At 55.8% G+C, this 26,048-nt stretch carries 22 protein-coding genes and 1 riboswitch; of the genes, 11 read left to right on the top strand and 11 right to left on the bottom strand.

Annotation, left to right across the window (positions count from 1 at the left end; genetic code table 11):
- Positions 1–61: 61 nt before the first annotated feature.
- Positions 62–2,059, bottom strand: coding sequence for a methyl-accepting chemotaxis protein (locus WBY09_RS16465; protein ID WP_286791580.1), 1,998 nt, complete (start codon positions 2,057–2,059; stop codon positions 62–64).
- Positions 2,060–2,364: 305 nt separating this feature from the next.
- Entirely contained in the window at positions 2,365–3,312 is a 948-nt protein-coding gene (locus WBY09_RS16460) for a diacylglycerol/lipid kinase family protein (RefSeq protein WP_286791581.1), read from the bottom strand.
- Positions 3,313–3,530: 218 nt separating this feature from the next.
- On the opposite strand from WBY09_RS16460, the gene WBY09_RS16455 reads away from it, so the two are divergent.
- Positions 3,531–4,448, top strand: a complete 918-nt coding sequence (locus tag WBY09_RS16455) for a UDP-2,3-diacylglucosamine diphosphatase (RefSeq protein ID WP_336233323.1) — start codon at positions 3,531–3,533, stop codon at positions 4,446–4,448.
- Positions 4,445–5,587 carry a glycosyltransferase family 4 protein gene (locus WBY09_RS16450; protein ID WP_336233322.1) on the top strand — a complete coding sequence of 381 codons (1,143 nt, stop codon included), beginning with the start codon at positions 4,445–4,447 and terminating at the stop codon, positions 5,585–5,587. Before WBY09_RS16455 ends, WBY09_RS16450 begins: the two co-directional genes overlap by 4 nt.
- Positions 5,588–5,600: 13 nt before the next feature.
- Here WBY09_RS16450 and WBY09_RS16445 read toward each other — a convergent pair whose 3' ends face one another.
- Positions 5,601–6,398 (bottom strand): hypothetical protein, encoded by a 798-nt coding sequence (locus WBY09_RS16445; RefSeq protein WP_336233321.1) that lies wholly within the window; start codon positions 6,396–6,398, stop codon positions 5,601–5,603.
- Between the two features lie 175 nt (positions 6,399–6,573).
- Here WBY09_RS16445 and WBY09_RS16440 point away from each other — a divergent pair, with 175 nt between their 5' ends.
- From WBY09_RS16440 to WBY09_RS16415, 6 genes are all read left to right on the top strand, one after another.
- On the top strand, positions 6,574–8,382 hold the full coding sequence (locus tag WBY09_RS16440) for an ABC transporter ATP-binding protein (protein WP_064782157.1): 1,809 nt from the start codon (positions 6,574–6,576) through the stop codon (positions 8,380–8,382).
- Between the two features lie 62 nt (positions 8,383–8,444).
- Positions 8,445–9,176, top strand: coding sequence for a lysophospholipid acyltransferase family protein (locus WBY09_RS16435; RefSeq protein ID WP_336233320.1), 732 nt, complete (start codon positions 8,445–8,447; stop codon positions 9,174–9,176).
- Entirely contained in the window at positions 9,173–10,465 is a 1,293-nt protein-coding gene (locus WBY09_RS16430; protein WP_336233319.1) for a 3-deoxy-D-manno-octulosonic acid transferase, read from the top strand. Before WBY09_RS16435 ends, WBY09_RS16430 begins: the two co-directional genes overlap by 4 nt.
- Positions 10,458–11,429 carry a tetraacyldisaccharide 4'-kinase gene (gene lpxK / locus WBY09_RS16425; RefSeq protein ID WP_336233318.1) on the top strand — a complete coding sequence of 324 codons (972 nt, stop codon included), beginning with the start codon at positions 10,458–10,460 and terminating at the stop codon, positions 11,427–11,429. The genes WBY09_RS16430 and lpxK overlap by 8 nt, the downstream gene beginning before the upstream one ends.
- On the top strand, positions 11,422–12,321 hold the full coding sequence (locus WBY09_RS16420) for an LpxL/LpxP family acyltransferase (RefSeq protein WP_336233317.1): 900 nt from the start codon (positions 11,422–11,424) through the stop codon (positions 12,319–12,321). Before lpxK ends, WBY09_RS16420 begins: the two co-directional genes overlap by 8 nt.
- A 100-nt stretch (positions 12,322–12,421) precedes the next feature.
- Positions 12,422–13,015, top strand: a complete 594-nt coding sequence (locus WBY09_RS16415; RefSeq protein WP_336233316.1) for a hypothetical protein — start codon at positions 12,422–12,424, stop codon at positions 13,013–13,015.
- A 23-nt stretch (positions 13,016–13,038) separates the two neighbouring features.
- On the opposite strand, the gene WBY09_RS16410 is transcribed toward WBY09_RS16415, so the two are convergent.
- The 3 genes from WBY09_RS16410 to xseA are packed head-to-tail and all read right to left on the bottom strand — an operon-like array spanning position 13,039 to position 17,123.
- A complete protein-coding gene (locus WBY09_RS16410; RefSeq protein WP_336233315.1) occupies positions 13,039–14,577 on the bottom strand; it encodes a gamma-glutamyltransferase family protein in 1,539 nt (512 codons plus the stop codon).
- 15 nt (positions 14,578–14,592) lie between these two features.
- Positions 14,593–15,447: a M23 family metallopeptidase gene (locus WBY09_RS16405; RefSeq protein WP_336233314.1), complete on the bottom strand. Its 855-nt coding sequence runs from the start codon at positions 15,445–15,447 to the stop codon at positions 14,593–14,595.
- On the bottom strand, positions 15,447–17,123 hold the full coding sequence (gene xseA / locus WBY09_RS16400; RefSeq protein WP_336233312.1) for an exodeoxyribonuclease VII large subunit: 1,677 nt from the start codon (positions 17,121–17,123) through the stop codon (positions 15,447–15,449). Before xseA ends, WBY09_RS16405 begins: the two co-directional genes overlap by 1 nt.
- Positions 17,124–17,238: 115 nt before the next feature.
- On the opposite strand from xseA, the gene purD reads away from it, so the two are divergent.
- Positions 17,239–18,522 carry a phosphoribosylamine--glycine ligase gene (gene purD / locus WBY09_RS16395; RefSeq protein ID WP_197146794.1) on the top strand — a complete coding sequence of 428 codons (1,284 nt, stop codon included), beginning with the start codon at positions 17,239–17,241 and terminating at the stop codon, positions 18,520–18,522.
- A 39-nt stretch (positions 18,523–18,561) separates the two neighbouring features.
- Here purD and WBY09_RS16390 read toward each other — a convergent pair whose 3' ends face one another.
- The 3 genes from WBY09_RS16390 to WBY09_RS16380 are packed head-to-tail and all read right to left on the bottom strand — an operon-like array spanning position 18,562 to position 21,501.
- Entirely contained in the window at positions 18,562–19,362 is an 801-nt protein-coding gene (locus tag WBY09_RS16390; protein WP_197146793.1) for an ABC transporter ATP-binding protein, read from the bottom strand.
- Positions 19,359–20,435, bottom strand: coding sequence for a FecCD family ABC transporter permease (locus WBY09_RS16385; RefSeq protein WP_287450817.1), 1,077 nt, complete (start codon positions 20,433–20,435; stop codon positions 19,359–19,361). The genes WBY09_RS16390 and WBY09_RS16385 overlap by 4 nt, the downstream gene beginning before the upstream one ends.
- Positions 20,436–20,475: 40 nt before the next feature.
- Complete coding sequence (locus WBY09_RS16380) at positions 20,476–21,501, bottom strand: ABC transporter substrate-binding protein (RefSeq protein ID WP_336233311.1); 1,026 nt, start codon at positions 21,499–21,501, stop codon at positions 20,476–20,478.
- Between the two features lie 226 nt (positions 21,502–21,727).
- Positions 21,728–21,930, bottom strand: a riboswitch (cobalamin riboswitch).
- Positions 21,931–22,102: 172 nt separating this feature from the next.
- Here WBY09_RS16380 and WBY09_RS16375 point away from each other — a divergent pair.
- Positions 22,103–23,704 (top strand): glucan biosynthesis protein, encoded by a 1,602-nt coding sequence (locus WBY09_RS16375; RefSeq protein ID WP_336233310.1) that lies wholly within the window; start codon positions 22,103–22,105, stop codon positions 23,702–23,704.
- Positions 23,705–23,780: 76 nt separating this feature from the next.
- Here WBY09_RS16375 and WBY09_RS16370 read toward each other — a convergent pair whose 3' ends face one another.
- Positions 23,781–24,422, bottom strand: coding sequence for a class I SAM-dependent methyltransferase (locus WBY09_RS16370; RefSeq protein ID WP_197146790.1), 642 nt, complete (start codon positions 24,420–24,422; stop codon positions 23,781–23,783).
- Between the two features lie 172 nt (positions 24,423–24,594).
- Here WBY09_RS16370 and WBY09_RS16365 point away from each other — a divergent pair, with 172 nt between their 5' ends.
- Complete coding sequence (locus tag WBY09_RS16365) at positions 24,595–25,068, top strand: RrF2 family transcriptional regulator (RefSeq protein ID WP_008891515.1); 474 nt, start codon at positions 24,595–24,597, stop codon at positions 25,066–25,068.
- Positions 25,069–25,140: 72 nt separating this feature from the next.
- Here WBY09_RS16365 and WBY09_RS16360 read toward each other — a convergent pair whose 3' ends face one another.
- A complete protein-coding gene (locus tag WBY09_RS16360; protein ID WP_336233309.1) occupies positions 25,141–26,046 on the bottom strand; it encodes an AraC family transcriptional regulator in 906 nt (301 codons plus the stop codon).
- Positions 26,047–26,048: the final 2 nt, after the last annotated feature.

Below are 26,048 nucleotides of genomic sequence, written 5' to 3'. Positions count from 1 at the left end.
AGAACGCCCGGTCCATTTTGGCCGGGCGTTTTGCGTTTGTGTATCTGAAAATCCGGTGCGTCTAGGCCGACCGGATGGCATTGACGAAATTGTCCGTCGCACCTTTCAGGGTGGCAAAGTTTTCGGACAAAGTGCTGACCGCGGTTAAAACGTCGCTTGATGCTGTGCCTGCATCGTTTACAGCCTGTGAAACCGTAACAATGTTGGAACTGACAACCGTTGTCCCGGTCGCGGCCTGTTCTATGTTAAAGGCGATTTCACGGGTTGCCGCAGATTGTTCCTCCACCGCCGAGGAAATGGTCGCAACAATGCCTTCCATTTCGCTGATCGTTTGGCTTATCAGTTCGATCTGGTTGGCGGCAAAGCCGGTGCGGCTTTGAACACTGTCGACCTGGGCGCGGATTTCTTCTGTTGCCTTGGCCGTTTGCGCCGAAAGGGTTTTGACTTCATTGGCGACAACCGCAAATCCCTTGCCCGCATCACCTGCCCGCGAAGCTTCAATCGTTGCATTGAGCGCAAGCATATTGGTCTGGTCGGAAATATCGGTAATCAGTTTAAGAACATGATCGATATTGTTGGATGCCTCGACCAGTTCCTTGATACCGCGCATGGTTTCGCGGGCCTGATCAACCGCCTTCTTGGCGATTTCATTTGAAAAGACAACCTGACGATTGATCTCCTCAATCGAACTGTTGAGCTCCTCAGTGGCCGAAGCAACGGAATCCACATTGCCACTTGCCTCTTCACTGGCCGATGCAACAGCCGTCGTTTGCTCTGACGCCGAATTTGCGATCTGGGACATGCCAGTGGCCGTTGCCTGCAACTCGACGGCCGCGGCAGCAACCGCTTCGATAATGGTCCCGACACTTGTCGTAAAGCTGTCCGCCGTCTGGTTCATGAACCGCCGCTGCTCTTCTTTGGATCGTTCTTCCTGCGCGCGGGCTTCGGCTTCGAGTTCGTCATTGCGAATGGCATTGGTTTTAAACACCTGAACCGCCTGTGCCATCTGGCCGATTTCGTCCTTGCGGGTCTGTCCGGGAATTTCGACACCCAGATCATGATTGGCCAGCCTGCGCATGATGGTCGTAATCGCAGTGATCGGACGCGATAAGCGATCCCCCATGACCCAGGCCAGAACCATCCCAAGAACGGCACCGCCAATCGATGCGATCAGGATTTCCTTTTCTGCCAGAATGATTTCGGCGACGACCTTTTCAAAGATGTTGTGCTCTGCCACCGCGAGTTCCTGTTTCAGGGCCTCGGCATCGGCAATAATGCCCTCGGATGCTTCGCGCATGGTCCCGTGGACTGTTGCGACAATTTCCAGTTCGTCGGCACGCACCTTGTCAAAGACCTGACGATAATCGGCAAACAGTTCCTTGGCTTCCTTCAGAACACTGGAAAGTTCGCCAGGCAATGGTTGATCACCAATGCTGCCCAGTGCGGTCTCAAGCTTGGCAAATTCATCGGCGGACTTCGCGCCAAAGCTGTCATCCTGACGGCCAATCAGGATATTGGCATACAACCTTGCCAGAAGCGCATGTTCACGTGCCGCGACTGAACGTTTGAGGAGTTCAAGATCGCCGGTGTTCTGCGCATGGGCAACAAGCTTGTCGAGATCGGCAACGATCTTGATCCCGTCGGGTTCAAGGCGATCCAGGATCAGGGAATGGTATTCGTCGCTCAGGTTTTTGGCCGAGGCGAAGCTTGCCAGATAGGCATCAAGCTCTTCGGCGATGTGTTCAATGCGATTGCGATGTTCTTCGACCATGAATTGCGACTGCGCGTCTTTAAGCATCAGCTCAAGCTGCTTGGCATAGGTAAACACGGCTTCGGCATCTGCCGGATCAGCCGTATTGGCAAATTCACGCGCGTGACTGTTAAAGCGCAGGAACTGCGTCTCAATCTCGCTGATCAGCGCGGCTTCTTCGACATAATGGGCATATTCATCCACATCATGTGAAACAGCAACAAAGGTGAAATACGCAAAGGCAAGTGCCGAAATGAGAATTGCCAGTACCACGGCAAAACCAGCCAGAATTTTTGTTTTTATCTGCATGTCAGCCAACACACCTGAGTTGAGAACCAAAGCAGAGGACCCCGAAACCATCGTCAAACTCCTTGTAAGGCGAAGACAACCATCTACGCTCACCGATGCGATCTAGCGGAATTGTCTCGGTGCCCAATATCCTCAAACGGAGAGGGGGCACGCACTTATCCCCTTATAATTAAATTGGAAAAAAGAAGTTCAACTTCAAGAACCCACTAGCATTCCATCACAGATGCGTAATAAAGCGCAGAAATCCAGGCGTTTGACCAAGACAACCCGACAGCCAGAGGAATGAAGTTTGGAAGCGATTTCTTTTAATCCGCAGCGATCCGAAGCAGATCAGGTGACGGGTGATCGGTCATTGAAGACAATGCGGCATAGGCCGGCGGCACCATCAATCGCACAGGATAGGGGGACAAGCTGATTTCACACGGCAGTTTCCCGGCACTTTCGCCGTCAATCTGAAGCGGGGCTGGTCCGCAATGACTGGTGATCGTGATGCGCTCCGCCCGGACCACCGAAACGTCACTTTGGGCATGCAACCGATTAAGTGTCAGTGCCAGACCATAACGCGACAAGGCCCCGATCCCGTTGCCCGGCATCAGCACAACATCAAGGCTATTGGCCGTCAGGCTGGCATCGGGCGATATGACAAATGCCCCGCCGTAATGTTGCGCATGGGTTACAACCACACCCGACACTCGATAATTTTCCCGGCCAATACTGACTTCAAAATCACGATGACGCGGGAAAAAGATGTTGCGAAGGCCTTCCAAAACATAGGCCCCCTTACCAATCAGGCGTTTGAGGCGAAGCGAAACATTGGCGACCGTATCGGCATCGGCCCCCATGCCGACCATCAAAAAGAACGCCCGGCCATTAACCAGTCCCGGACGCACCCAGACCATGCCGGGGTTATTGATATAGTCGGCAATCGCGCGTGCGCGGATTTCAAGCCCGACCTCGACCGCAAGCACATTGGCCGTTCCAAGCGGGATGATGCCAAGTGGCGGGACCTCGTGCCCGTCAATCTGGGCATCAAGCAATCCGTTTAATGCCTCGTTAAGCGACCCGTCGCCGCCGGCAACAAACAAACGTTGATGGGCACGGACCTTGCGGGCCAGTTCGCGGGCGTGACCGGGATGGGTGGTTTGCAACAACTCCACCTTGATGCCGGCATGTTGCAATATCTGGGATAAAAACCGCTGTTTATTGCCACCGGCCCGTGGATTGAAGATGACAGTCACATCCGCATCGGTCATTTGGACCCACTTCCGAAATAAAAATGAAATAAATTTTTCACACCACCTACCATATGAAATAAAACATGTAACAGTTGCTTTACAGAACTGCGAAATTTCTGTGAACGGGTTATATAATCGAACGATTTGTTTTAAACCGATACTGGTTGGGAACAGTATTCGGCAAGACAAACTGTCGAATTCCAGCCATCCTTTTGGCAGGATACGGAGGAGCGGCAATGACAGCGATGACGCTGCAACCGCATTACCGCACGGTCTGGATTTCAGACGTCCATCTGGGGACACGTGGATGTCAGGCAGACCTTCTATTGGATTTCCTCAATGAAGTGACGGCAGACACCTATTATCTGGTGGGTGACATTATTGACGGCTGGCGCCTCAAGAAAAGCTGGTACTGGCCGGAAAGTCATCATGCCGTGATCACGACAATCATGGAAAAGGCAAAGAATGGCGCCAAAGTCATCTTCGTCCCCGGGAACCATGATGAATTCGCCCGCGAGTTTGTCGATATGACTTTTGGCCATGTCGATGTTAAATTGAACGATATCCACGTCACCGCCGATGGCAAGCGCCTTTTGGTCATCCATGGCGACGAATTTGACGGCGTCGTCAAATACGCCAAGTGGCTGGCCTATCTGGGTGACACCGCCTACAACCTCGCCATTACACTCAACCGCTATTTCAACGGCGTTCGACGCCGCCTTGGTTACGGATACTGGTCGCTTTCGGCCTATCTTAAGAACCGGGTGAAGAACGCGGTTCAGTTCATCTGCAACTTTGAAAATGCCGTCGCCCACGAAGCCGCCAAACGCAAGGTGGATGGCGTGGTCTGCGGCCATATCCATCACGCCGAAAAACGCAAGATCGGCGATGTGCTCTATTGCAATGATGGTGACTGGGTTGAAAGCTGTACTGCCCTTGTCGAAGACAAGGAAGGCAAGCTTGAACTGCTGCACTGGGCCGAAATGCGCCAGATGGCGATGAGCCATTCAAGCCCCGGTCACGATGCGGCAAGCGCCCCGTCGCTTGGCCTTGGCAAATTGATTTCCATGTTTCGTATCGCCCATGAAGCGGGCAACTCTGCATCGGGCTCTTCGAAAAAGGGCAATGATGCACCGATTGGAAAGACTGCATGAAAATACTGATCGTAACCGATGCCTGGTATCCGCAGGTCAACGGTGTTGTCCGTACCCTTGAAACCGTACGGGGCGAGTTGGGCGAGATGGGACATGACGTTCATGTCATCTCGCCCGATCAGTTTAAAACCATCCCCTGCCCGACCTACCCGGAAATCCGGCTGGCGCTTTTTGCCAAACGCAAAATGGCCAAGATGATCGAAGCCCTTCATCCCGTCGCCATCCACATTTCCACCGAAGGCCCGCTGGGACAGGCCGCACGGACCTACTGCCTGAAAAAAGGCATCCCGTTTTCGACCGCCTATCACACGCGTTTCCCGGAATATATTCATGCCCGCTGGCGCTTGCCGCTTTCGATCCTTTATCGCGGCATGAAGCATTTCCACGGCAAATCGCAATCCGTCATGGTCGCGACCGAAACCCTGCGTCAGGAACTGTCCGACTGGGGCTTTAACAACCTGCAAATCTGGTCACGCGGTGTCGATCTGGACCTGTTCCGCCCCCGACCAGACGCCAGTTTTGGCGATTTCCCAAAACCGCACTGGCTGTTTGTCGGTCGGGTTGCGGTGGAAAAGAATATCGGCCATTTCCTTGATCTTGATCTGCCCGGCACGAAATTCGTTGTCGGCGATGGCCCGCAGCTAAATGAGCTCAAGGGCAAATATCCCAACGCGCAGTTTCTCGGCAAAAAAATCGGTGAAGAACTGGCAACGGCCTTTGCCGCCGCCGACGTCTTCGTCTTCCCCAGCAAGACCGATACTTTTGGCCTTGTGATCCTTGAAGCCCTGGCATCGGGCACCCCGGTTGCCGTCTTCCCGGTTCAGGGACCGGCCGATATCGTGCGTGGCACCAAGGCCGGCGCCATTGATGCTGATTTGCGCGAGGCCGCATTGGCCGCCTTGGAACTTAAAAGTGAAGATGCCCGCGCCTTGGCCGAACAATATAGCTGGCGCAATTCCGCCAACCAGTTCCTGCACAATCTGGCACCGTTTTCCGGTGGGTTTGATGGTGTTGAGGCAACCCGTATTTCACTGGATGACGCGGCAAATACCAGCGCAGCAAAATCAAAAATCACTGAACCGGATCACGCGCCTGAAACCGCGGCAGGCAAGGCACCTGTTGGGCAACCTGCCCAATAGGTTACACGCCTGATCAGCGATAAAGGCTTTTGCGCAAGGTGCGATATGCCCAAAGACCGTTGAGCGCATCCGTGCCCAGCCAGCGACGGAACGGGCGCAGCATCAGATAGACCGGGCGCAAAAGCCTGATCACCTTACGCAGCGGCACCAATTGCGGTGCGGTTGCACCAGCGGCCTCAACATAGGCCTGCCATCCGGCACGCAGCAATTCCGGGCGTTTTTTAAATTCACGCTGGATGGAAAAAACAAACAGCAAGATGTCGCGCGCCTGGGCATCAATCACCGGCATGCGGGCGTTCGGATCTTCTTCGAAATCGATAAAGCCGATCTGATGATCGTCGCGCAGTGTCATGTTGCGAAGCAACGGCGCACCGTGCGCAACCCCTTCGCGGTGCAATCTTGCCAGGGCCGCACCGGCGTCGACAACGTGACGACGGATGGCATCATCATTGCCCTTGTCGACATCATCTTCGATGCAGGTTTTAAGGATGCGGCCATTATCACCGATGGCAATCCAGTTTTCACCGACGTCAATCAGATCCGGGACCAACACACCGAGGGATGTAAGCTTGCGCAACGTCGCGGCCTCGCTTTCAAGGCCCTTTTGCCCACCGGGCGATACGGTCGGGCGCAACAATGGAATGCCGGTAATGTTGGCCGCAAAGCGCTGAACGCTGTGCCAGACTTTGTGTTTGGCCGGAACTGCCTGTTTGACCCAAATGCGCCGGTTATCCCAGCGCAGCGGGAAAACCCGTGCACCGACACCCTGGGCCACGGTGCGTTCGACAAGTGCGTGGAGTTGCTCGTTCATTTATTTGTCTTATATGTCGCAGTTGGCAATCTGCTGTTATGCAGACCATTTTTGTGTCCGTTAAAGCGTCTCAGCAGCTTGCCGCCCTTGTCCGAGCGTGCTAGCAACAGCGCGAGTATTTTACTTTTATGATGCCGTATCCATAACGATAGTATCAATTCGATACAATCTGGAAATGGCGAAGAAGGCCGGGATCAAATCATTGCCAAAGAATTCGTTGGATCATACTGCAGAACACTGGGGTACCTGGCCGCTGGTCAAGCGTATCGTGCGAGATGCGGTTGCCCCCTATCTTGGCAAAATACTGCTTGCGCTTCTGTGCATGGCTCTGATGGCCGGGGCGACTGGCCTTTACGCGCTTTTGATGGATCCGATCATCAATGATGTGTTCATCAACAAGAAGGAAAACATGCTGGTGCCCGTCGGGGCAGCGGTTCTTGGATCCTTTGCCCTCAAAGGCTTTGCCAACTATGGGCAGACGGTTTTGATGAGCTATGTCGGCGGGCGTATTCTGGCCGATCTGCAAAACAGCCTGTATGAGCACGTCATTCGCCTTGATATCGGCTTTTTCCACAGCACGAATACCGGCAAGCTGATCACGCGCTTTACCAACGACATTACGGCGATGCGCGCAGCAGTTTCAAACTCGCTGACCGGTTTTGGCAAAGACCTTCTGACCGCGGCCGTCCTTGTCGGCGTGATGTTCTACAAGGACTGGTTGCTTGCAATCATCGCCTTTACCGTATTTCCCGCTGCGATCTATCCGATTGCGCGACTGGGTAAACGCATGCGCAAGGTGTCTGCCAACACCCAGCAACAGATTGGCGAATTCGCCACCTTGCTTGAACAAACCTTCCAGGGCATTCGCCACGTGAAGGCATATGGCATGGAGCCCTATGAATGTTCGCGCATGGGCAAGCTGGTTGAAACCGTCTTCAAACTGAGCTTCAAGGCATCGACGGTTAGCGCGCGTTCTTCCCCCATCATGGAAACACTTGGTGGTGCAGCAATCACCGCGATCATCATTTATGGCGGCAACCGCGTGATCGACGGGGCAAGTGACCCCGGAAGCTTCTTTGCCTTTATCACCGCCTTGCTTCTGGCCTATGAGCCGGTCAAACGTCTGGCCAATATCAACATCACCTTGCAGCAAGGCCTTGCCGCATCCCAGCGCGTCTTTACGGTTCTCGATATTGAACCGGAAATCAAGGACGCACCGGATGCCAAGGAGCTCGCGGTTTCGGGCGGCAACATCAACTTCAAAAACGTTGCCTTTGCCTATACCCCTGAAATCACGGCACTGCGTGAGATTGATCTTGATATCAAGGCAGGTGAAACCGTGGCCCTTGTCGGCCCGTCGGGTGCGGGTAAATCGACCATCCTAAACCTGATCCCGCGTTTCTATGACATTGATCAGGGTGCCATCACCATTGATGGTCAGGATATCCGCAATGTGACGCTTGAAAGCCTGCGCAAGGCGACCGCGCTTGTCAGTCAGGAAATCACCCTGTTTGACGATACGGTTCGGGCCAATATCGCCTATGGCCGCGCCGGCGCATCGGATGCCGAGATCGAACAGGCCGCACGTCAGGCTGCCGCCCACGACTTTATCGGACAGCTTCAACATGGCTATGACACGATTGTCGGCGAACATGGTGTGAAGCTGTCGGGTGGCCAGCGCCAGCGCATTGCGATTGCGCGCGCCATGCTGAAAAACGCGCCGATCCTGTTGCTTGATGAAGCAACCTCGGCCCTTGATACGGAATCCGAACGCCATATTCAGGGGGCTTTGGCCGAACTGATGAAAGGCCGGACGACCCTTGTAATTGCGCACCGTCTGTCGACCATCATTGATGCCGACAAGATTTGCGTGGTTAGCAATGGTCGCGTGACCGAACAGGGCAAACACGAAGAATTGCTAGCACTGGGAGGGGCTTATGCGCACCTCTATAACTTGCAATTCTCGGAAGAAAACGGAAACTGATCCGGACAACTTCGGGAATATCGGGCGTGCAGTGGCATAAACGGATCATAAAAAGCGATACAATGCGCAGCACACTGTGCTGGCTGGCGGCGTTTTATGTGCGCCTGATGCGTGCCACAGGACGCTGGCGCACCAAAGGTGGAGACCATCCGGCCCACTACCTGACGGAAGGCAAACCGTTTATCGTTGCCTTCTGGCATCAACGCCTTTTGATGATGCCCTATACTTGGCGATCTGTCGGTGGGGACCGCCCGTTTAACATGCTGATCTCATCGCATCGTGACGGGGAAATCATTTCTCGGACGATTGCGCGCTTTGATATCAAGACCATCGCCGGGTCGACCGGCAAGGGCAAAGGCGGTGCCGCGGCCCTGCGCCAGATTCTAAAGGCGCTGAAAGCCGGCGAAGTTGTCGGCATGACCCCCGACGGCCCGCGCGGCCCCCGCATGCGGGCATCAGACGGGATCATTCAGGCCGCCCGTATGGCCGGTGTGCCGATTTTCCCGCTGACCTATTCGGCTTCCAATCGCAAGGTCATTCAAAGCTGGGATCGGTTCATTTTGCCCCTGCCCTTTTCACGCGGTGTTTTTCACTGGGGCGATCCGATTTTTGTCGACCGCAAGCTTGATGACGAAGGCATGGAAGCCAAACGGATCGAGCTTGAAAACGCCCTGACCAGGCTCACCCAGGAAACTGATCGTGAACTTGGTCTTGCGGTGATCCCGCCTGCTGCCCCCGATGAACTGCCCAAACAAAAGCGATCTGCCATCGCGTCGGGGGAAACCGGGTCATGAGCCTGTTTTACGCCTATCGCGCGGCAACCCGCCTGCTTGGTCCGGCGCTAAACCTTTATCTGAACCGTCGTAAAAACCGCGGCAAGGAAGACGCAGGGCGCATTGGGGAACGCTTTGGTCATCCGGGTGCGGCCCGTCCCAAAGGACATCTGGTGTGGATCCACGGGGCCAGTGTGGGGGAATCCCTGTCGGCTTTGCCGGTGATTGATGAAATCCGTCGTCTTTATCCGTCGGCATCCATTCTGGTGACAACCGGCACGGTCACATCGGCGACCATGATGCATGCCCGCCTGCCCAAGGGCGTCATTCACCAGTTTGTCCCGATTGACCGTCAGGTTTGTGTCGCGCGTTTCCTGCATCACTGGAAACCTGATGTCGCGCTTTGGCTTGAAAGCGACTTCTGGCCAAACCTTCTGACCAAGGCCAAGAAAGCCGGTGTCAGCCTTGCATTGCTCAATGGGCGCATTTCGGAAAAAAGCTTTAAGGGTTACTCACGCTATCCGTCTTTTATCCGGCCGGTTATTTCTGCGTTTGATCTGATCCTGACCCAAAGCCGCGACGAAACCACGCGATTTGAAAGCCTCGGTGCGACATCCGTCCAGGCTGTTGGCAATCTTAAATTTGCTGCCCCGCCACTGCCCGCCGATGAAACTGATCTGGCCAAGCTTCAGGAACAGATTGGTAATCGTCCGGTCTGGCTCGCCTCAAGCACGTTTAAGGGCGAAGAACATATTGCCGGCGACGTGCACAAAAAACTCGCCCGCGACCATAGCGGCGTGCTGACCATCATCGTGCCGCGCCACCCGGATCGGGCCGACGATATTGAATCCGATCTGGTCGCACAGGGCCTGCAGGTATCGCGCAGAAGCCTTGGCCACGACATCACACCGGGTACCGATGTTTATCTTGCCGATACCATGGGTGAACTTGGCCTGTTTTACCGCATCGCGCCAATCGTCTTTATGGGCAAAACCCTGTGTGCTGGTGGCGGACAGAACCCGCTGGAACCTGCACGATTGAACTGCGCTATTTTGCACGGCCCGGATATGAGCAACTTTGCCGCCATCAGCACCGAAATGCTGGCAAACGGCGCCTGCCGCCCGGTGACCGATGCGGATGACCTCGCACGACAGGTCGCCGCCCTGCTTCGCGATCCTGACTCCACAGGGAAAATCGCCAAAGCCGCACTTGATTACGCAAACTCCAAGGCCGAAGTGCTCGGTCGAACGCTTGATGCCTTGCGCCCGTTGTTAGCGCAAAAGGGCATCAGGGAGGCCCGCGATGCGTGATCCGGAATTCTGGCAGCATGACGGGGTCATTCCCAAACTTCTGAGCCCGCTGTCCGCAGCTTGGCGGGCGGGCACCTGCTTTCGCAAACTGACAACCACGCCGCGCCATCCCGGCTGCCCGGTTTTCTGCGTCGGCAACTTCACCGTCGGGGGGGCCGGGAAAACCCCAACGGCTGTCGCACTTTACAATCTTCTGACAAGCCTTGGCCGCACGCCGCATTTCGTTAGCCGCGGCTATGGTGGATCCCTTGAAGGTCCGCACCGGGTCAATCCGGGCGTTGATACGGCCGACAAAGTCGGCGATGAACCGCTTTTGCTCGCCCAGCATGGCCCGGCTTGGATTTCACGCAACCGTGCGCTTGGCGCCGAAATGGCGGTTGATGCCGGTGCCAATGCGATCATTCTTGATGACGGATTGCAAAATCCAACCCTGATCAAGGATTGCAGCTTTGCTGTGATCGACAGCAACTATGGCATTGGCAATGGCCGCGTCATGCCCGCAGGCCCCATGCGCGAACCGCTGATCAGCGGGCTCGAAAAAGTGCGCGCCATCATTCTGATCGGCGACAAGACACCCGACTTTATCACGCGCCTTCCGGCTTCCGTTCCGGTGTTGCGCGCATCAATTGAGGCGATCAACGCGGGTGATTTCAATCAATCCCGTGTTCTGGCCTTTGCCGGGATTGGCCAACCGTCGAAGTTCTATGACAGCCTCCGGAAGGCTGGCGCGCAAATCATCCAGACACGTGATTTTTCAGATCACCACCCCTTTACGGCGCAAGAGCTTGGCGATCTGCGTGCCGAGGCAGAAAAGCTTGATGCCAGGCTTGTCACCACGCAAAAAGATCTGATGCGCTTGCCATTAACGGACCGGGACGGCATAAGCAGTCTCGACATTCGTCTGGTGTTCGAGACACCAGATCAGCTCGCAAAGATTGTGACATCAGTACTTGCCGATGGATAAGAACAGCCAACTTTACAAAATGCGCCAGAAATACATCTCCCACCCGCTTCAGGGTTTCGGGGCGTATCTGGTCTACTGGATGTTTGCGCTGATGCCCGTGGACATGGCATCGGCGGTTGGCGGTTGGCTTATGCGTACCCTGGGTCCCAAAGTTGGTCAGACGAAAAAGGCACGCAACAATCTGGTTGCGGCGTTCCCGGCAAAATCCCCCGATGAGATTGAGCAGATCATTGTTGGAATGTGGGACAATCTTGGCCGTTCGGCTGCCGAAATTCCCCATCTGCATAAAATGCGCCCGGGTGGACCCCGCATTGAAATCGTTGGCATTGAAAATGGCCTCGCCACCAAGACCGATGACAAGCCCGGCCTGTTCTTTTCCGGTCACATCGGCAACTGGGAAGCGACCATGTGCATCGCCGAGGTGCTTGATATGGACATGATGAGTGTCTATCGCGCACCGGATAATCCGTGGGTAGAAGGCCTGTTCATGCGGGCGCGCAAAACCTTTAAGGGGAAACTGGTCAAAAAAGGCCCGGAAGGTGCACGCAAGCTCACACGCTATCTGAAAGATGGCGGTCATGCCTGCATGCTGGTCGATCAAAAGATGACCGATGGTATCGCCGTGCCGTTCTTTGGCCGGGATGCGATGACAGCCCCGGCACTGGCACAGTTTGCCCTTAAATACGATGCACCAATCATTCCTGTTCGCTCAGAACGTCTCAATGGTGCGCATTTCCGCGTCACGTTCTATCCGCCACTTGAAGTCACCAAAACCGGTGATCGCCGCGCCGACATTCTGGCAATCATGACCGATGTGAACGCCACCATGGAACACTGGATCCGCGAACGTCCCGAACAATGGCTTTGGCTGCATCGCCGCTGGCCGAAGTAAATCCGACTGGCGTTTTGATCGGGCATTAACCGAATAGGAACCCTGTTGGCGCAGACTGGCATTTCGTCCGCTGTCGAACGCGTCTTCGGAGCCCGCCTTTTTGCGCCGCTTGCTGATCATTTTCTGTCTTATTCTGGCCGGGTCGATCTTTGTCGTCTGGCCGACAATGGCGCTTGATCAGGACGACACGACCATTCGTGAAACAGCACGTGATATCCGGTTGCGAATTTCCGAGCTTGATCAGCAGCTTAAGGAACATCTGAAGCGTGCCCTTGAAGAGTTCGGCAGTCGGCAAGTCGAATGCACCTCTGATCAACCCCGAAAATCATTGTCGCAATGTATCGAAGAAGATGCGCGCCATCTGACGCGAACAACCATCACAATCGCCTCTGCCGGGAAGGATGATAAAAACCTTCTTGATGATCTGGCCGATACCGAAGAACGGTTTGCCCTGTTCACCCGCGAGATGAACAAAACCAATGACCTTCTGGCACGCGCAGGTGCAAGGCTTTACCTCAACAGTCTTGATGTCGCGCCGGAAATGGACCAGTTGCGCCGTGATGTGATTGTCTTTGTCGAACGCAAGCAGGCCTATGAACTGCGCACCAAACAGGCGCTTCTGATCGCAACGGTTGCCATCATTCTGATCGCGATCTTTTCACTGATCTTCGCCGTTATTCAGCGGTTCAGATAAGGCCCTCAGCACTATGGGGCCGTTCAAACGATGATCTGATGACCATTGCGTCGCCCATCCCCGGTCGCCGAAAGCATATCGCCCGCCTGATTGACCTTGGCCGCGTGCACGCCGCCAAAGAACATGTCCTCGCAATCCCAACGCTGTTGATTGCCAAGGCTGAGCCCATCAAGCAAGGCGTCATCAAATCCGGGCTCGACCGATAACAGTTCATCTTCAACATGCATGCGCGGGGCCGAAATCGCCCCGTGCAGGGTCATGTCAAACGCATCGATATTAAGCAACACCTGGAGCATGGTCGACCGGATCCGGTTTGACCCGCCAGAGCCCAGCGCAACCGACTCCCCGTCCTGCCCAAGATAAAGCGACGGGGTCATCATCGATGTCATACGAACACCACACGGCCAGTTATGGAAACCATCCGGTGACAGATCGGCTTCGCCCAGCATGTTGTTCATCATGATCCCGGTGCCCGGCACCACCCGCCCCGATGTGGAGCCGTTTGAAATCGTCGCCGCGGCAAGATTGCCATGCTGATCAACCACCGAAATATGGGTGGTGCCATTCTGGCTAAGCGGGCGTTCGCCAATCATCAGACGATAACGCTCACAAAGCTCATCAGCCAGGATTGCCGGGCGTGCACCATATTCGCCGCGTGCCAAACCGGTGGCATGAATGATCCGCGATACCGCTTCGAGATGACGTTCCGAGCCAAAGGCGCCCAATGCCATTTCCCTCGCAAGCTTAAGGCCAAAACCGACCAGAACCCCACCCGATGCCGGTGGCGGGTTCAGGACAAACCGCCCCTTGCGTCCGGAGACCAAAAGTGGATCACGCAGAAGCACCCGATAGCCCGCCAGATCCTGTTCTGTGAGATAGCCACCATGCTCGGCACATCCCCGCACAAGGGCGGCACCAAGGTCACCTTGATAAAATCCCTCTGCCCCGTTCTCGACAAGATAGTGGATGCTGTCTGCCAGATCGGGTTGCCGATGAAGCACACCGGCATCAAGCAACTCAAACTCATCGGCACCGGTTTTGCCAGCCTTGCCAAACACCTTCCGACTTTCGGCACAAAAGCCCAAAAGTGGCTCGACAATCCCCATGACATAGCGTTGAAAGGCATCAAGTTCGACGCCATCGAGCGCGGCACGGATTGCTGGCTCCGCCAGTTTTGCCATCGGCAGTTTGGCAAGATCGTCATGGACGGCAAAAAGCCCTGCCACCACGCCCGGTGTCGCCACCGAACCATAACCACCATGGAATTCCTGGGTTACGCCACCGGCAAAGGTCGCAAGGCGGCTTTCAAATTCAAGGTTTTCACGCGATCGTTTTTCAAGCGGGGTTTCGACAAAGAAATCATACAGCCGTGGCGTTTGCCCGGCTGGCCTGGCCATCACAAAACCACCGCCGCCAAGCGATGCCAGAACCGGCTCCGCCACACAGGCCGCCCACATCGCGGCAATCACCGCGTCAAAGGCGTTGCCACCCTCGTCAAGCACACGGGCCGCCGCATCTGCGGTAACGGCATGTCCTGCGGCAACAGCCCCGTGTGTTTTCATGGCTTGTGTTTCCCGTTACTGACTGGCGTTTGCGGTCTTTTGTGCTTCTTCCATTGGCGGCACCAGCAACTGGGCATCAATCCGTGCCGCCCCGACATTGACCCGCCAATCCAGATGCGGCCCGGTCGCACGACCTGATTCACCGATTTTACCGATCAAATCGCCCTGTTTGACGACGTCTCCGACCTGCACATCAATTTCTGACAGATGCAAAAACGCCGACACCACGCCAAGCCCATGATCGATAAACAGTGTCGCACCGGAAAAATACATATCGGGATGCGCCAGCGTCACAATGCCATCCGCCGGGGCAACAACCGGGCTTCCGGTCGGAAGGGCAATATCAACGCCCCAATGCGGTGCGCGCGGTTCCCCATTCAGAATGCGTTGTGATCCGTACACCCCGCTGATCGGACCAACGGCGGGCCAGATAAAACCGTTTTCAAGGAAGTTCTCGGTAAACCGTTCGGTGCGTGCTTCGCGGGCCTGGCGTGAGTCATCCTGAATGCGGCTGATGACGTCCGGATCGGGCGTCACCATTTTGGGTGCCAGTCCGTCAATCCGTTGAACATTAAATTCGCGATCACCGATCTCGTAACTGAACGCCTCGACACTGCCATCGGCATGCCGGATGCTGACCCGTGCCGGGCCTTCGTAATCGCGCGGGAACCCCAGAACAAACCGGCCATCGGGCGCGATGGTATCAATCGCCTCATCATCCAGCAGCACTTGGGACCCGGCATCTGTCTGCCCGAACACAATCCCGCCCTGAACAAACTGCCCCTGATAGGTCGGCTCGGCCGCCTGTGCAGAAAGACTAACCGCCAAAAGGCCCGCTGCGGCCAGCATGCCGGAGATGGTCATACGCATTACAGAAGGCTCCCTTGTCTGTCGTCGTCTTTGGGGCTTGGATTTTTCTTCTTCGCCGGTTTGGGTTTGGCGGATTTTTCAGGCGCGGATATGGCGGCGTTTTGATCTGCGATGGTAGCGCTATCATCCCTGCCCTTCGTTGGCGTTGACGTCGCAACACCTTCGCCCGCCGTCACCGGGGTAATGCCATCGCCCATCTCAAGATCATAGGTCTGACCTGTGACAAGATCGGACGACTTACCAATAAGGTTGCCGCCCCCGTCACGGACAACGGCAAACCCGCGTTTCAGCACATTGCGATAGGAATAACTTTCCAAAAGCCTGTCATAGCGGGCAAGTCCCTCTGCCTCGCGGGTCAGCGTATTGCGAACCGCCCCCTGCAAACGCGTGCCAAGATCAATGATCTGTTTGTCGGCACGGGCAATGTCGCGTTTGGCGTCACTGGGCCGAAGGCCAGCCACCGCACGATCAAGGCGCGATTGCTGCATCTGAAGGGCGGATTTCATCGCGCCATCCAAACGCAATGCCGCATTTTCCAGACGCCCGCGCTTTTCCGAAAGCTGTTCACGCGGGCTGACCAATCGGGCACTGGCCTCGTTCAATCGTGCGCGGGCTTGTTGCGTGACATTGACGGCTGCGCGCGGCAAACGATCAGTCCAGTTATCAAGGGTCTGGCTGCGTTCCTCAAGCATGCGTTTGGGATCGCCCAAACCACGGGCCAGACTTTCAAGCGCCGTTTTCTTTTCAACGCCCAAACGCCGCACGGCTTGCGCCAGACGCAGGCCATCTTCCTCGACCTGACCAATCAGTTCGACGCGGACCGGCACAGCCTTTTCCGCCGCCCCGGTGGGCGTCGGTGCACGCAGGTCCGAAACAAAATCGATCAGGGTGGTATCGGTTTCATGGCCGACGGCCGAAATTACCGGAATATCAGACTCGGCCACCGCGCGGGCGACGACTTCCTCGTTAAACGACCAAAGATCTTCAAGCGATCCACCACCGCGCGCCACAATCAGCACATCCGGGCGCGGGATCTGGCCATAGGGCAAAAGATCGTTAAAACCGCGCACGGCTTCGGCCACCTGATCAGCCGCCCCCTGCCCCTGCACGAGTACTGGCCACAACAAAACCCGGCGCGGGAAACGATCACGCAGGCGATGCATGATATCGCGGATCACGGCACCCGTGGGTGATGTGACAATGCCAATGACATCGGGCAGGAACGGGATCGGCTTTTTGCGTTCGGGATCAAAAAGCCCTTCGGCGGCGAGTTTCTTTTTGCGTTCTTCCAGAAGCTTTAAAAGGGCGCCTTCGCCCGCGACCTCCATCGTCTCGATCACGATCTGGTATTTTGATCGGCCCGGGAATGTCGTCAGACGCCCCGTAACGATGACTTCCATGCCGTCTTCGGGGACAAGGCCAAGCTTGGCCGCCTGCCCGCGCCAGCACACGCCATCAATCACCGCCTTGTCGTCTTTCAGCGCAAGGTACATATGCCCGCTGCTGGCGCGCTTGAACCCGGAAATTTCGCCGCGCACCCGCACGAACGAAAACGCATCCTCCACGGTCCGCTTCAGCGCGTTTGACAGGTCGGAAACCGAAAATTCGGGCGCATTCCCCGATTTTACAGGCGTTTCGGGAACCGGGGCGTAAGGGTCGAACAAATCTTGCGTCATCAAGGGTACTTTATGCTAAAAGCCCGCCTAATAATTTTGCGGGGTGGCAATTGGGTCTAGCCTAGTTCATCGCGCATGGACCATCAAGCAATCGGACAAGTCGAAGGATAAAGTCATGAAGGTTCTGGTCGTTGGCGGCGGCGGACGTGAACACGCATTGTGCTGGGCAATTGCGCGCAGCCCGCGCGTTTCCAAACTGTGGTGTGCACCGGGCAATGCCGGTATCGCGGATTCGGCCGAATGCGTTGCGATTTCCGATGGCGACATTGATGGTCTGGTAAAATTTGCCAAGGACAACGCGGTTGATCTGGTCGTTGTCGGCCCCGAAGCCCCGCTGGTGGCGGGCCTTGTTGATGCGCTGGATGCCCAAGGCATCAAATCATTCGGCTGTTCCAAGGCAGCCGCCCAGCTTGAAGGTTCCAAGGGCTTCATGAAGGACATGGTGGCAAAGTTCGGTGTCCCGACCGCCGCCTATGGCCGTTTTACCGATCCCAAGGACGCCAAGGCGTTTGTCGAAAAACAGGGCGCACCGATTGTGGTTAAGACCGATGGTCTGGCCGCGGGCAAGGGTGTGACCATTTGTATGACAAATGAAGAAGCCTTTGCCGCGATTGAAGAATGCATGGTCGGCGGCAAGTTTGGCGATGCCGGTGCGGAAATCGTGATCGAGGAATTCCTCAAAGGTGAGGAAGCCTCATTTTTTGCCGTGTGTGATGGCGAAAACGTCATTCCGCTGGTTGCAGCCCAGGATCACAAGGCGGTTGGCGAAGGCGACACCGGCCCGAACACGGGCGGCATGGGGGCTTATTCCCCGGCCCCGGTCTTTACCGATGCGGTCGAAGCCAAGGTCATGGATCAGATCATCATCCCGACCGTCAAGGGCATGGCCAACGAAGGCCACCCGTTCAAGGGTGTTTTGTTTGCTGGCTTGATGATTGATGATGCGGGCAATCCGAAACTGATCGAATACAACATTCGGTTTGGTGATCCGGAATGTCAGGTCCTGATGACACGTTTGAAATCAGACGTGCTTGATATCCTGGACGGGGCAGCCACCGGCACGCTCGATAACGTCAAACCGGAATGGCACGATGAAACCGCGATGGTCGTTGTTATGGCGGCGAAGGGGTATCCGGGATCCTACGAAAAAGGGACCGAGATCAAAAACGTTCCGGCGGCGGACGCCATGGACAAGGTCAAGGTCCTGCATGCCGGCACCAAGATGGATGGTGACAAACTGGTTGCGACCGGTGGCCGCGTCCTTGGTGTGACCGCGCGCGGTGCGACGGTGACCGAAACCCAGAAACGTGCCTATGAGGCGGTTGATGCAATTGATTGGGATGGTGGTTTTTGCCGCCGCGATATCGGCTGGCGCGCGGTTGCCCGCGAACAGGGCTAAGCCGCAAGCAGACCAAGCTACCGAAATCAAAAGACCGGGTTACGCAACCCGGTCTTTTTTAATGGCCGAAGATTTCTGGTTTCCGACGTGATAACGGATATGGCAGCGGCCCTGATCATCAATCTCGATATCGGCGGCAACCCCGAAAACATCACGCAGGTTTTGCGATGTCAAAATCTGTTCGGGCGTGCCAAGCGCAATCAGCTTGCCGCCATCCATCATCGCAATCCGGTCACAAAACATCGCCGCATGGTTCAGGTCATGGAGTGCTGCCACCACGGTGACAGGCAGCGCACGCACCAGTTCCAGCAGGCCCAGTTGATGATGGATATCAAGATGGTTGGTCGGTTCATCAAGCAACAGGAAGTCAGGCTGCTGCGCCAAGGCACGGGCGATGTGAACGCGCTGCTTTTCACCCCCCGAAAGCGTATGCCACATCCGGTCCGCAAACGGCCCCATTTCAACACTGGCAAGGGCTTCGCACACGATGGCGTCGTCGTGCCCTGACCATGGTGTCAGCAAACTGAGATAAGGCGTTCTGCCAAGGGCGACGGCATCGCGCACGGTAATGCGGTCGATGGTATCGGCCTGTTGTTCGACAAAGCCGATATGACGGGCAAGGTTGCGCCGACCGATTTTCTTCATCGGTTGGTCCCCCAGCAATGCCTGCCCGGTCGACGGCGCACGAATGCCGCCCAGAACCGACATCATGCTGGTTTTGCCTGATCCGTTTGGCCCAATCACACCCAGGAACTCGCCCCGTGTCACGTGAAGCGACACGTCGCTGATGATCTTTTTAAATCCGGCATTCCAGCCGACATTGCGTAATTCAAGGCTCATCGCAACACCCGCCCATGACACAGGATGATCGCAAAGGCCGGTGCACCGATCAGCGCCGTGATAACCCCGATGGGCAGGACCTGACCATCAAGGATGATGCGCGATACAATATCGGCCGCCACAAGAAACACCGCCCCGATCAGGGCCGATGCCGGCAACAGAAATCCGTGCCGTGTTCCAACAAAGAACCGCGCGGCATGGGGAATGACCAACCCGACAAAGCCGATGGACCCGACGATACTGACCATCACTGCGGTCATCGAGGCAGCAATGGCAATCAACACCACATAAACCCGGCGCACCGGCACACCAAGGGATGCTGCCGACTCCACACCAAAGGTAAAGGCATCAAGCGCACGGGAATACCAAAGGCAAACCAGCAAGCCGATAACGGCAACCGGCAGCGCAAGATAGACATCAGGCCATCGCACGCCACTTAGATTACCAAGCAGCCAGAACATTACCCCGCGTGCCTCGTCCGCCGTGGCGGCCTTGGTCACGATGAAGGACGTTAACGCGTTAAACAGTTGTGATCCGGCTACCCCGGCAAGAATGATCGCACCGGCCCCGCGCCCGGCCGGAATGGCCAAAAGGGCAACAAACCCGAATGCCACCAGCGCGCCGACAAAGGCGCCAAGTGACAGGGAAACCATGCCCGCGCCAAACCCCAGAATGGCAACGCTGACTGCACCGGTCGATGCCCCGGCCGAAATCCCCAGCAAATAAGGATCAGCAAGGCTATTGCGCAAAAGTGCCTGCAACACTGCGCCGGACAGCGCAAGGGACGCCCCGCAGGCCGCCGCCACCATGGCGCGCGATATCCGGTAATTCCAGATGATCCCGGCATCAATCGGATCAACGTCATAGCCCGCCTGCCAAAGATGATTGGCAATGGTCTGAAAGACGGTGCCAAGGGGAATGTGCGTTTCCCCCTTGGCCGCGGCCATCGCGATGACACCAACAAGCAAAACCAGGGCGCCAAGACTGACACCGGCCCGCACAAGATATGCCCGCCCCGCCAGCGATTGCCGAGGTGGCTGAACCGGCTGCTGCACTGGCGTTGTTTCAAACATTGAATTCTCCGGGCATATCAGGCGCCTTTGGCAGTGCAGGTCAGTTCGAAGCACTCAGTCTTTCGACCGCTTCGGCAAGTGTTTCAATACCATTGATCAGGCGGATGGTCGGATCCATCGACTGGGCGTCCATCACCACGATATTGCCATTGCGCACTGCCTTCATCTGACTTGCGACCGGATCGGTTTTCAGGAAATCCATCTTGACCTGCCAGTCATCGGCCGGAAAACGCCGACGACCCATCTTGCCAATCACGATGATATCAGGATTGGCGCGCGCAATGGTTTCCCAGCCAACGGTCGGCCATTCTTCATTGCTGTCGATGATGTTGCGAACACCAAGTTTACCGGCGATATAGCCCGCCGCGCCGTTCTTGCCCGCCACATAGGGATCACTGTTGATTTCAGGACTGGAAAACCAGAAGACGGCGGATACGTTGTCATGGCCGCTTGCCGTCACACGCGCCAATGAGTTCGCCTGACGTTCCTTCAGGCTGGCAATCAGCGCGTCGCCGCGATCTTCGACATCAAAGATTTGCGCAAGATCGGAAATCTCGCGATAAATCAGATCCATGGTGAAGCCTTCGTGGCGCACCCCGTCACCGCCACCGGCATTGTCCTTGCCCACACAATCAGCAGGTGCGGTGTAGACCGGAATCGACAGCTCGTTGAACTGTTCGGTGGTGCCGACGGTGCCCTTGGGCCCGACATGCCACTGATACTGGGTGGCAACCAGTTGCGGCTTTTGCGCGACAACGGTCTCGAACCCCGGATCATTGTCGGCCAGACGCGGCACAGATGCGTTGACGTCCTTGAATTCATCCATCACCGGACCGAACCAGACACCCGTACCCTTGACCTTGTCGGCCAGGCCCAGCGAATAGAGAATTTCAGTCGTGCTTTGGCCCAACGACACCACGCGATCCGGGGCCGCATCAAATTGCAACATAGTCCCGCAGTTCTCGATACTGAGCGGATATTCGGTTGCGGACGCAAATGAAACAGATGAAATAAGACCAGCGGCAAACACCCCGACCGCCAGTACACGTTTATCGTGATTGATCACTTTTAGTTCCCTCTTGCTGATGCGCTGATCCGGGACCGTTTTGGATGATCCAGTTTCAACGCACCGTCAAATGTTATGTTATAACATAACATCATTTTTACTGCTGTCAATGGACTGGCAAAAGTGTCAGGAGATGACGGAAGATGTCGGCCTTAAAGCTTAGAAAACCTGGGCTAAACTGTTGGGCCAAGACACGTACCGACATTCTCCGGGGCACCCCGCCCGGTCCGTCGTCTTCGTGTCGGCAGGTCTCCTGGCTTACGGGTCAACGCATTTTCCCTGGCCTTCCCGGGTTGATCCCAGTGGCATTGGTCAGAAAAATGCTCGCCGCCTACAGTTGCGGGGGCAGCTTCGGTTAATGAACCCATATTCGGCCCATCTCGAATTCCCTTTATCCGATATTCGGATACCGACACGTCACGGTTAGATTAAACCAAAAACACGGTCAAGGAAATTGGCAGACCACCAGCGGCATTAACGCCAAGGCTCCATGCATAAAAAGCAATTGATACGACCTTGAATTTGCCATGTTTCATCCCGATTACCTCCACACTGCCGGGTATGCTTTCCCGACACCTCAAACCACAGGAATGTGATGAACATGACGACTTCTGTTGAACGCAGACGCTTTTTGAAATCCATCGCGGCAGCCGGTCTTATCCTGCCGGGAATGTCGATCTATCAGCATGCTTTGGCAGATGTCGACGGCCTTGATCTGGGTTCGGCACAGCCGTTTGATTTTGCCGATCTGATTGCACGCGCCAAATCCATGGCCGCATCGGCCTATGAGCCACCCGTTGCGCCAAACCCGGAAATTGTCGGCAAGATCGATTACGACACCCATGGCAAGCTGCATTACAAACGCGACCATTCGCCGTTTTCCGATGGATCAGGCACCTATCCGCTGACCTTCTTCCATCTGGGTATGTATTTCGCCAAACCGGTGCATATGTATCTTCTGGAAAACGGGCAGGCGCGCGAAGTGATCTATAAGCCCGATTACTTTGACATGCCCGAAGACAGCATTGCCCGCCAGTTGCCCGCCAATAGCGGCTTTGCCGGTTTCCGCCTGCATGAAAATCAGGCGCGCGATGACTGGAAAACCCAGGACTGGGCGGCGTTTCTTGGCGCATCCTATTTCCGCGCCATTGGGGATGAAGGCCAGTATGGCCTGTCGGCACGCGGCATTGCGGTCAATACCGCGACCTCGGTTCCCGAAGAATTCCCCGATTTCCGTCAGTTCTTTATCGAACCGGCCAAAAATCCCGAAGACCCGGTGACGGTTTATGCCCTGCTGGATGGCCCCAGCATCACGGGGGCGTATAAATTCCTGCTTTATCGCGGCGAAGGGGTGACGATGGATGTCGAAAAGCATCTGTTTTTGCGCAAGGACATCGAACGGCTTGGTATCGCACCGCTGACCAGCATGTTCTGGTATTCCGAACAGAACAAATCGTTCCGCTTTGACTGGCGCCCGGAAGTGCATGACAGCGACGGGCTGGAGCTTTGGACCGGTGGCGGCGAACGCATCTGGCGACAGCTGAACAACCCGGAAACCATCCGTGCATCGGCATTTGGTGACAACAACCCGCGTGGCTTTGGTCTGATGCAGCGCGATCGCGATGTGAAAAACTATCTGGATGGTGTGCGCTATCACCGCCGTCCCAGCCTGTGGGTCGAACCGCAGGGCGAGTGGAATGACGGCGCGGTTCAGTTGATCGAAATCCCGACCGACGATGAAATCCACGATAACATTGCCGCCTTCTGGGCGCCGAATGGCCCGGCGAAGGCGGGCAATTCTTATCAGTTCAAATACCGCCTGTATTGGCAGGCCCATAACCCGTTCCCGGTCAAGGAACTCGCAACCGCAACCGCAACCCGCATGGGACGTGGCGGGGAGCCCGGCACCAACCGACCCAAGGACGAGATCAAGTTTTCGGTCGAGTTCGAGGGTGAGGTTCTGGGAACGCTTGCCTACGGCGAATTCCCCGAAGTGGTTGTGACATCCTCGCGCGGGGAGATTGTGCGCACCAAGATCGAACCGATCATGGATACCCGCATCTGGCGCGCGGCCTTTGACCTTAAGGCGGCGGGCACAGACCCGGTTGACCTGCGCATGTATCTGAAACGCGGTGATGAACCGCTCAGTGAAACCTGGATGTTCCAGCACCTGCCGGCCGTTGGTAACCAGCAGCAAGGTTAACTCGGCAATCAAACGCGACCAAAAGAAAGACAGGGCAATGTCATTTGCACTGACCCGTCTTTTGGGCGCTGAAAGGTTACCGGTTTCGTTCCAGTGCAATCACCGTATCGATCAGTTTCCCCGGCTTGCTGCCGGGTTTCTGGCCGATGCGCGAGAAATTCTCAACAAAGATCCGCGTCCAATCTGTTAGATCAAGGTTCAGTGCGACCAAAGCTTCTTCCGGTGTCGGGAAATCCGTTTCCCATTGTGTCTCCGACCATGGTGGCACCGAACCATGCGTGGTGACCAATAACATGCCCGCCGCACAAACGTGCCTTGCTGCGTGGTTCAATATCCTCTCGCGGGGAAACTCAAAGGGTGACTCAAGAAACTGGGCCGTAACCAGATCATAATCCCCCTCTGGGAAATCCTTTGTCAGATCACAGACCTTGAAATTGATCTTTTCGGCGACGTTGTTGCGCTCGGCATTTTTACGCGCAATGTCGATTGCTGCCTGGGAAATATCGAGAGCAGTAACAAACCATCCCTGCTTGGCAAGCCAAACAGCGTCATCCCCTTTCCCGCAGCCAAGTTCCAGCGCATGCCCAACAGGGCGATCCTTCACAAACTTCTCTAAAACGGTGGTAGGGCGACCACTTGTTTCAGCCGAGGCCGCCTCATAGCGGTCTTCCCAAAATTCGACAGGGGCCATCGCTGGTTCATCTTTTTCCATTTTCATCAACTCAACCTTCCAAAAGGGTGGCGCGGGGGAGATCCACAAAAGCGAATCACGTATCAACTCAAGTTACATGATTCGCTTTACCTGTCAATTTTCATGTATCTTTTAGTGTTACGTGTAATAGAAGGATGAATACCCACTCGCAGCAGTTGACCGCAAACCGGAGCCCCAAATGCGCCAGGACAACCGCCTTCCCCGCGTATTGCATGCGCTCCTGCACCTGAACGAGATGACAAATCCAGCAACCTCGGATCAATTGGCTGGCATGCTCAACACCAATGCGGCAGTTGTTCGCCGCACGATGTCAGGTTTGCGCGAACAGGGTCTTGTCACCTCCATGAAAGGACATGGCGGCGGGTGGTTTCTGGCAAAACCTTTATCGGAGATCACGCTTGCCGATGTTTACGAGGCACTTGGCGCACCAAGACTGTTCGCATTAGGATGCGGTGATGATACGTCTAGCTGTTTGATGGAACAAGCAGCCAATTCGGCGACGGCCAAGGCCCTTCAGGCCGCGTCCGATACTTTTATTGCATCGCTGAGCACTGTGACCATGGCTGACATTGCCAAGGACTTTGAAGCCAAAATGCTCGAACTTGGACTGCCAACCAACGACTTCTCTTATCAGTCTGGGAAATACAAGTAACCACCAGAACCGTATGGGCTCTGGCGAGAAGCAGCTTGATGTGCTTTGCGCCTTTTGTCTCTGGCGCGGCGCTTAAACCTGTGCGCCAAGGCTTGTTGAATGTCCCAAAATGGCTGAAATGTCACGCATTGGCGGTGCGCCAAACATGCGGGCATATTCGCGACTGAACTGTGACGCGCTTTCATACCCGACCGCATAGGCCGCGGATGCCGCATCCTTCATTTCAGCCAGCATGATCTGACGCGCCGTGGTCAGGCGGAGCCGCTTTTGGTACTGAAGCGGGCTCATGGCTGTCACCTGCTTGAAGTGGTGATGGAAGGAAGACGGGCTCATATTGGCGCGATTTGCCAGGTCTTCCACCTTCAGCGGCTTGTCGAAATTATCCTTGATCAGCTGAAGGGCGGCCGAGATGCGCTGCATGTTGCTGCCGCCGATGGCAAGACCCGCAATCGCCGCGCCCTTGGCAGTACATAACAAGCGGTAATGCACTTCGCGCATCAAAAGCGGCAACATCACCGGCACATCATCGGGACGATCAAGCAGCTCAACCACCCGCAAGACAGCATCCGTCAGGCTTTCGGTTGTTTTTTCGACGAAAAGCCCGCGCGTACTTTCACCATCTGCACCCATCTTGATATCCATATTGGCAACAAGTTCGCCCAGAATCTTCGCATCCAGATCAAGTGACAGGCTGCGATACGGCGCATCCTCGGCCGCCAGGGTCACATGGCCAACAAGTGGCAAATCGACCGATGCGGCCAGCAGTTGGCCGGGCTCATAGCGATAAAGCTCATCCCCCAGCGTGACTTCCTTTGCGCCTGAGATAATCAGACACAGGCAAGGCTTGTAGATCGTTGGCACCTTAAGGGTCGGGCCGGTTGATCGGAACATCCAGACCGGTTCAACGGCCGTGCGCACAGCGCCATCCGCCTCGCAGTATTTGTCAATCAGGCTACACAGCTTCTGATAGCTATCCATCG

This window comes from Thalassospira sp. CH_XMU1458, assembly GCF_037027205.1.
Lineage (GTDB): Bacteria > Pseudomonadota > Alphaproteobacteria > Rhodospirillales > Thalassospiraceae > Thalassospira > Thalassospira tepidiphila.
Note: the sequence above shows the minus strand (reverse complement) of the source record. Positions and strands in the feature narration are given on the sequence as shown.

Coding starts and splice junctions, on each gene's coding strand:
- WBY09_RS16465 (WP_286791580.1), bottom strand. CDS start 2,059: ATGCAGATAAAAACAAAAATTCTGGCTGGTTTTGCCGTGGTACTGGCA.
- WBY09_RS16460 (WP_286791581.1), bottom strand. CDS start 3,312: ATGACCGATGCGGATGTGACTGTCATCTTCAATCCACGGGCCGGTGGC.
- WBY09_RS16455 (WP_336233323.1), top strand. CDS start 3,531: ATGACAGCGATGACGCTGCAACCGCATTACCGCACGGTCTGGATTTCA.
- WBY09_RS16450 (WP_336233322.1), top strand. CDS start 4,445: ATGAAAATACTGATCGTAACCGATGCCTGGTATCCGCAGGTCAACGGT.
- WBY09_RS16445 (WP_336233321.1), bottom strand. CDS start 6,398: ATGAACGAGCAACTCCACGCACTTGTCGAACGCACCGTGGCCCAGGGT.
- WBY09_RS16440 (WP_064782157.1), top strand. CDS start 6,574: ATGGCGAAGAAGGCCGGGATCAAATCATTGCCAAAGAATTCGTTGGAT.
- WBY09_RS16435 (WP_336233320.1), top strand. CDS start 8,445: ATGCGCAGCACACTGTGCTGGCTGGCGGCGTTTTATGTGCGCCTGATG.
- WBY09_RS16430 (WP_336233319.1), top strand. CDS start 9,173: ATGAGCCTGTTTTACGCCTATCGCGCGGCAACCCGCCTGCTTGGTCCG.
- lpxK (WP_336233318.1), top strand. CDS start 10,458: ATGCGTGATCCGGAATTCTGGCAGCATGACGGGGTCATTCCCAAACTT.
- WBY09_RS16420 (WP_336233317.1), top strand. CDS start 11,422: ATGGATAAGAACAGCCAACTTTACAAAATGCGCCAGAAATACATCTCC.
- WBY09_RS16410 (WP_336233315.1), bottom strand. CDS start 14,577: ATGAAAACACACGGGGCTGTTGCCGCAGGACATGCCGTTACCGCAGAT.
- WBY09_RS16405 (WP_336233314.1), bottom strand. CDS start 15,447: ATGCGTATGACCATCTCCGGCATGCTGGCCGCAGCGGGCCTTTTGGCG.
- xseA (WP_336233312.1), bottom strand. CDS start 17,123: ATGACGCAAGATTTGTTCGACCCTTACGCCCCGGTTCCCGAAACGCCT.
- purD (WP_197146794.1), top strand. CDS start 17,239: ATGAAGGTTCTGGTCGTTGGCGGCGGCGGACGTGAACACGCATTGTGC.
- WBY09_RS16390 (WP_197146793.1), bottom strand. CDS start 19,362: ATGAGCCTTGAATTACGCAATGTCGGCTGGAATGCCGGATTTAAAAAG.
- WBY09_RS16385 (WP_287450817.1), bottom strand. CDS start 20,435: ATGTTTGAAACAACGCCAGTGCAGCAGCCGGTTCAGCCACCTCGGCAA.
- WBY09_RS16375 (WP_336233310.1), top strand. CDS start 22,103: ATGACGACTTCTGTTGAACGCAGACGCTTTTTGAAATCCATCGCGGCA.
- WBY09_RS16370 (WP_197146790.1), bottom strand. CDS start 24,422: ATGAAAATGGAAAAAGATGAACCAGCGATGGCCCCTGTCGAATTTTGG.
- WBY09_RS16365 (WP_008891515.1), top strand. CDS start 24,595: ATGCGCCAGGACAACCGCCTTCCCCGCGTATTGCATGCGCTCCTGCAC.
- WBY09_RS16360 (WP_336233309.1), bottom strand. CDS start 26,046: ATGGATAGCTATCAGAAGCTGTGTAGCCTGATTGACAAATACTGCGAG.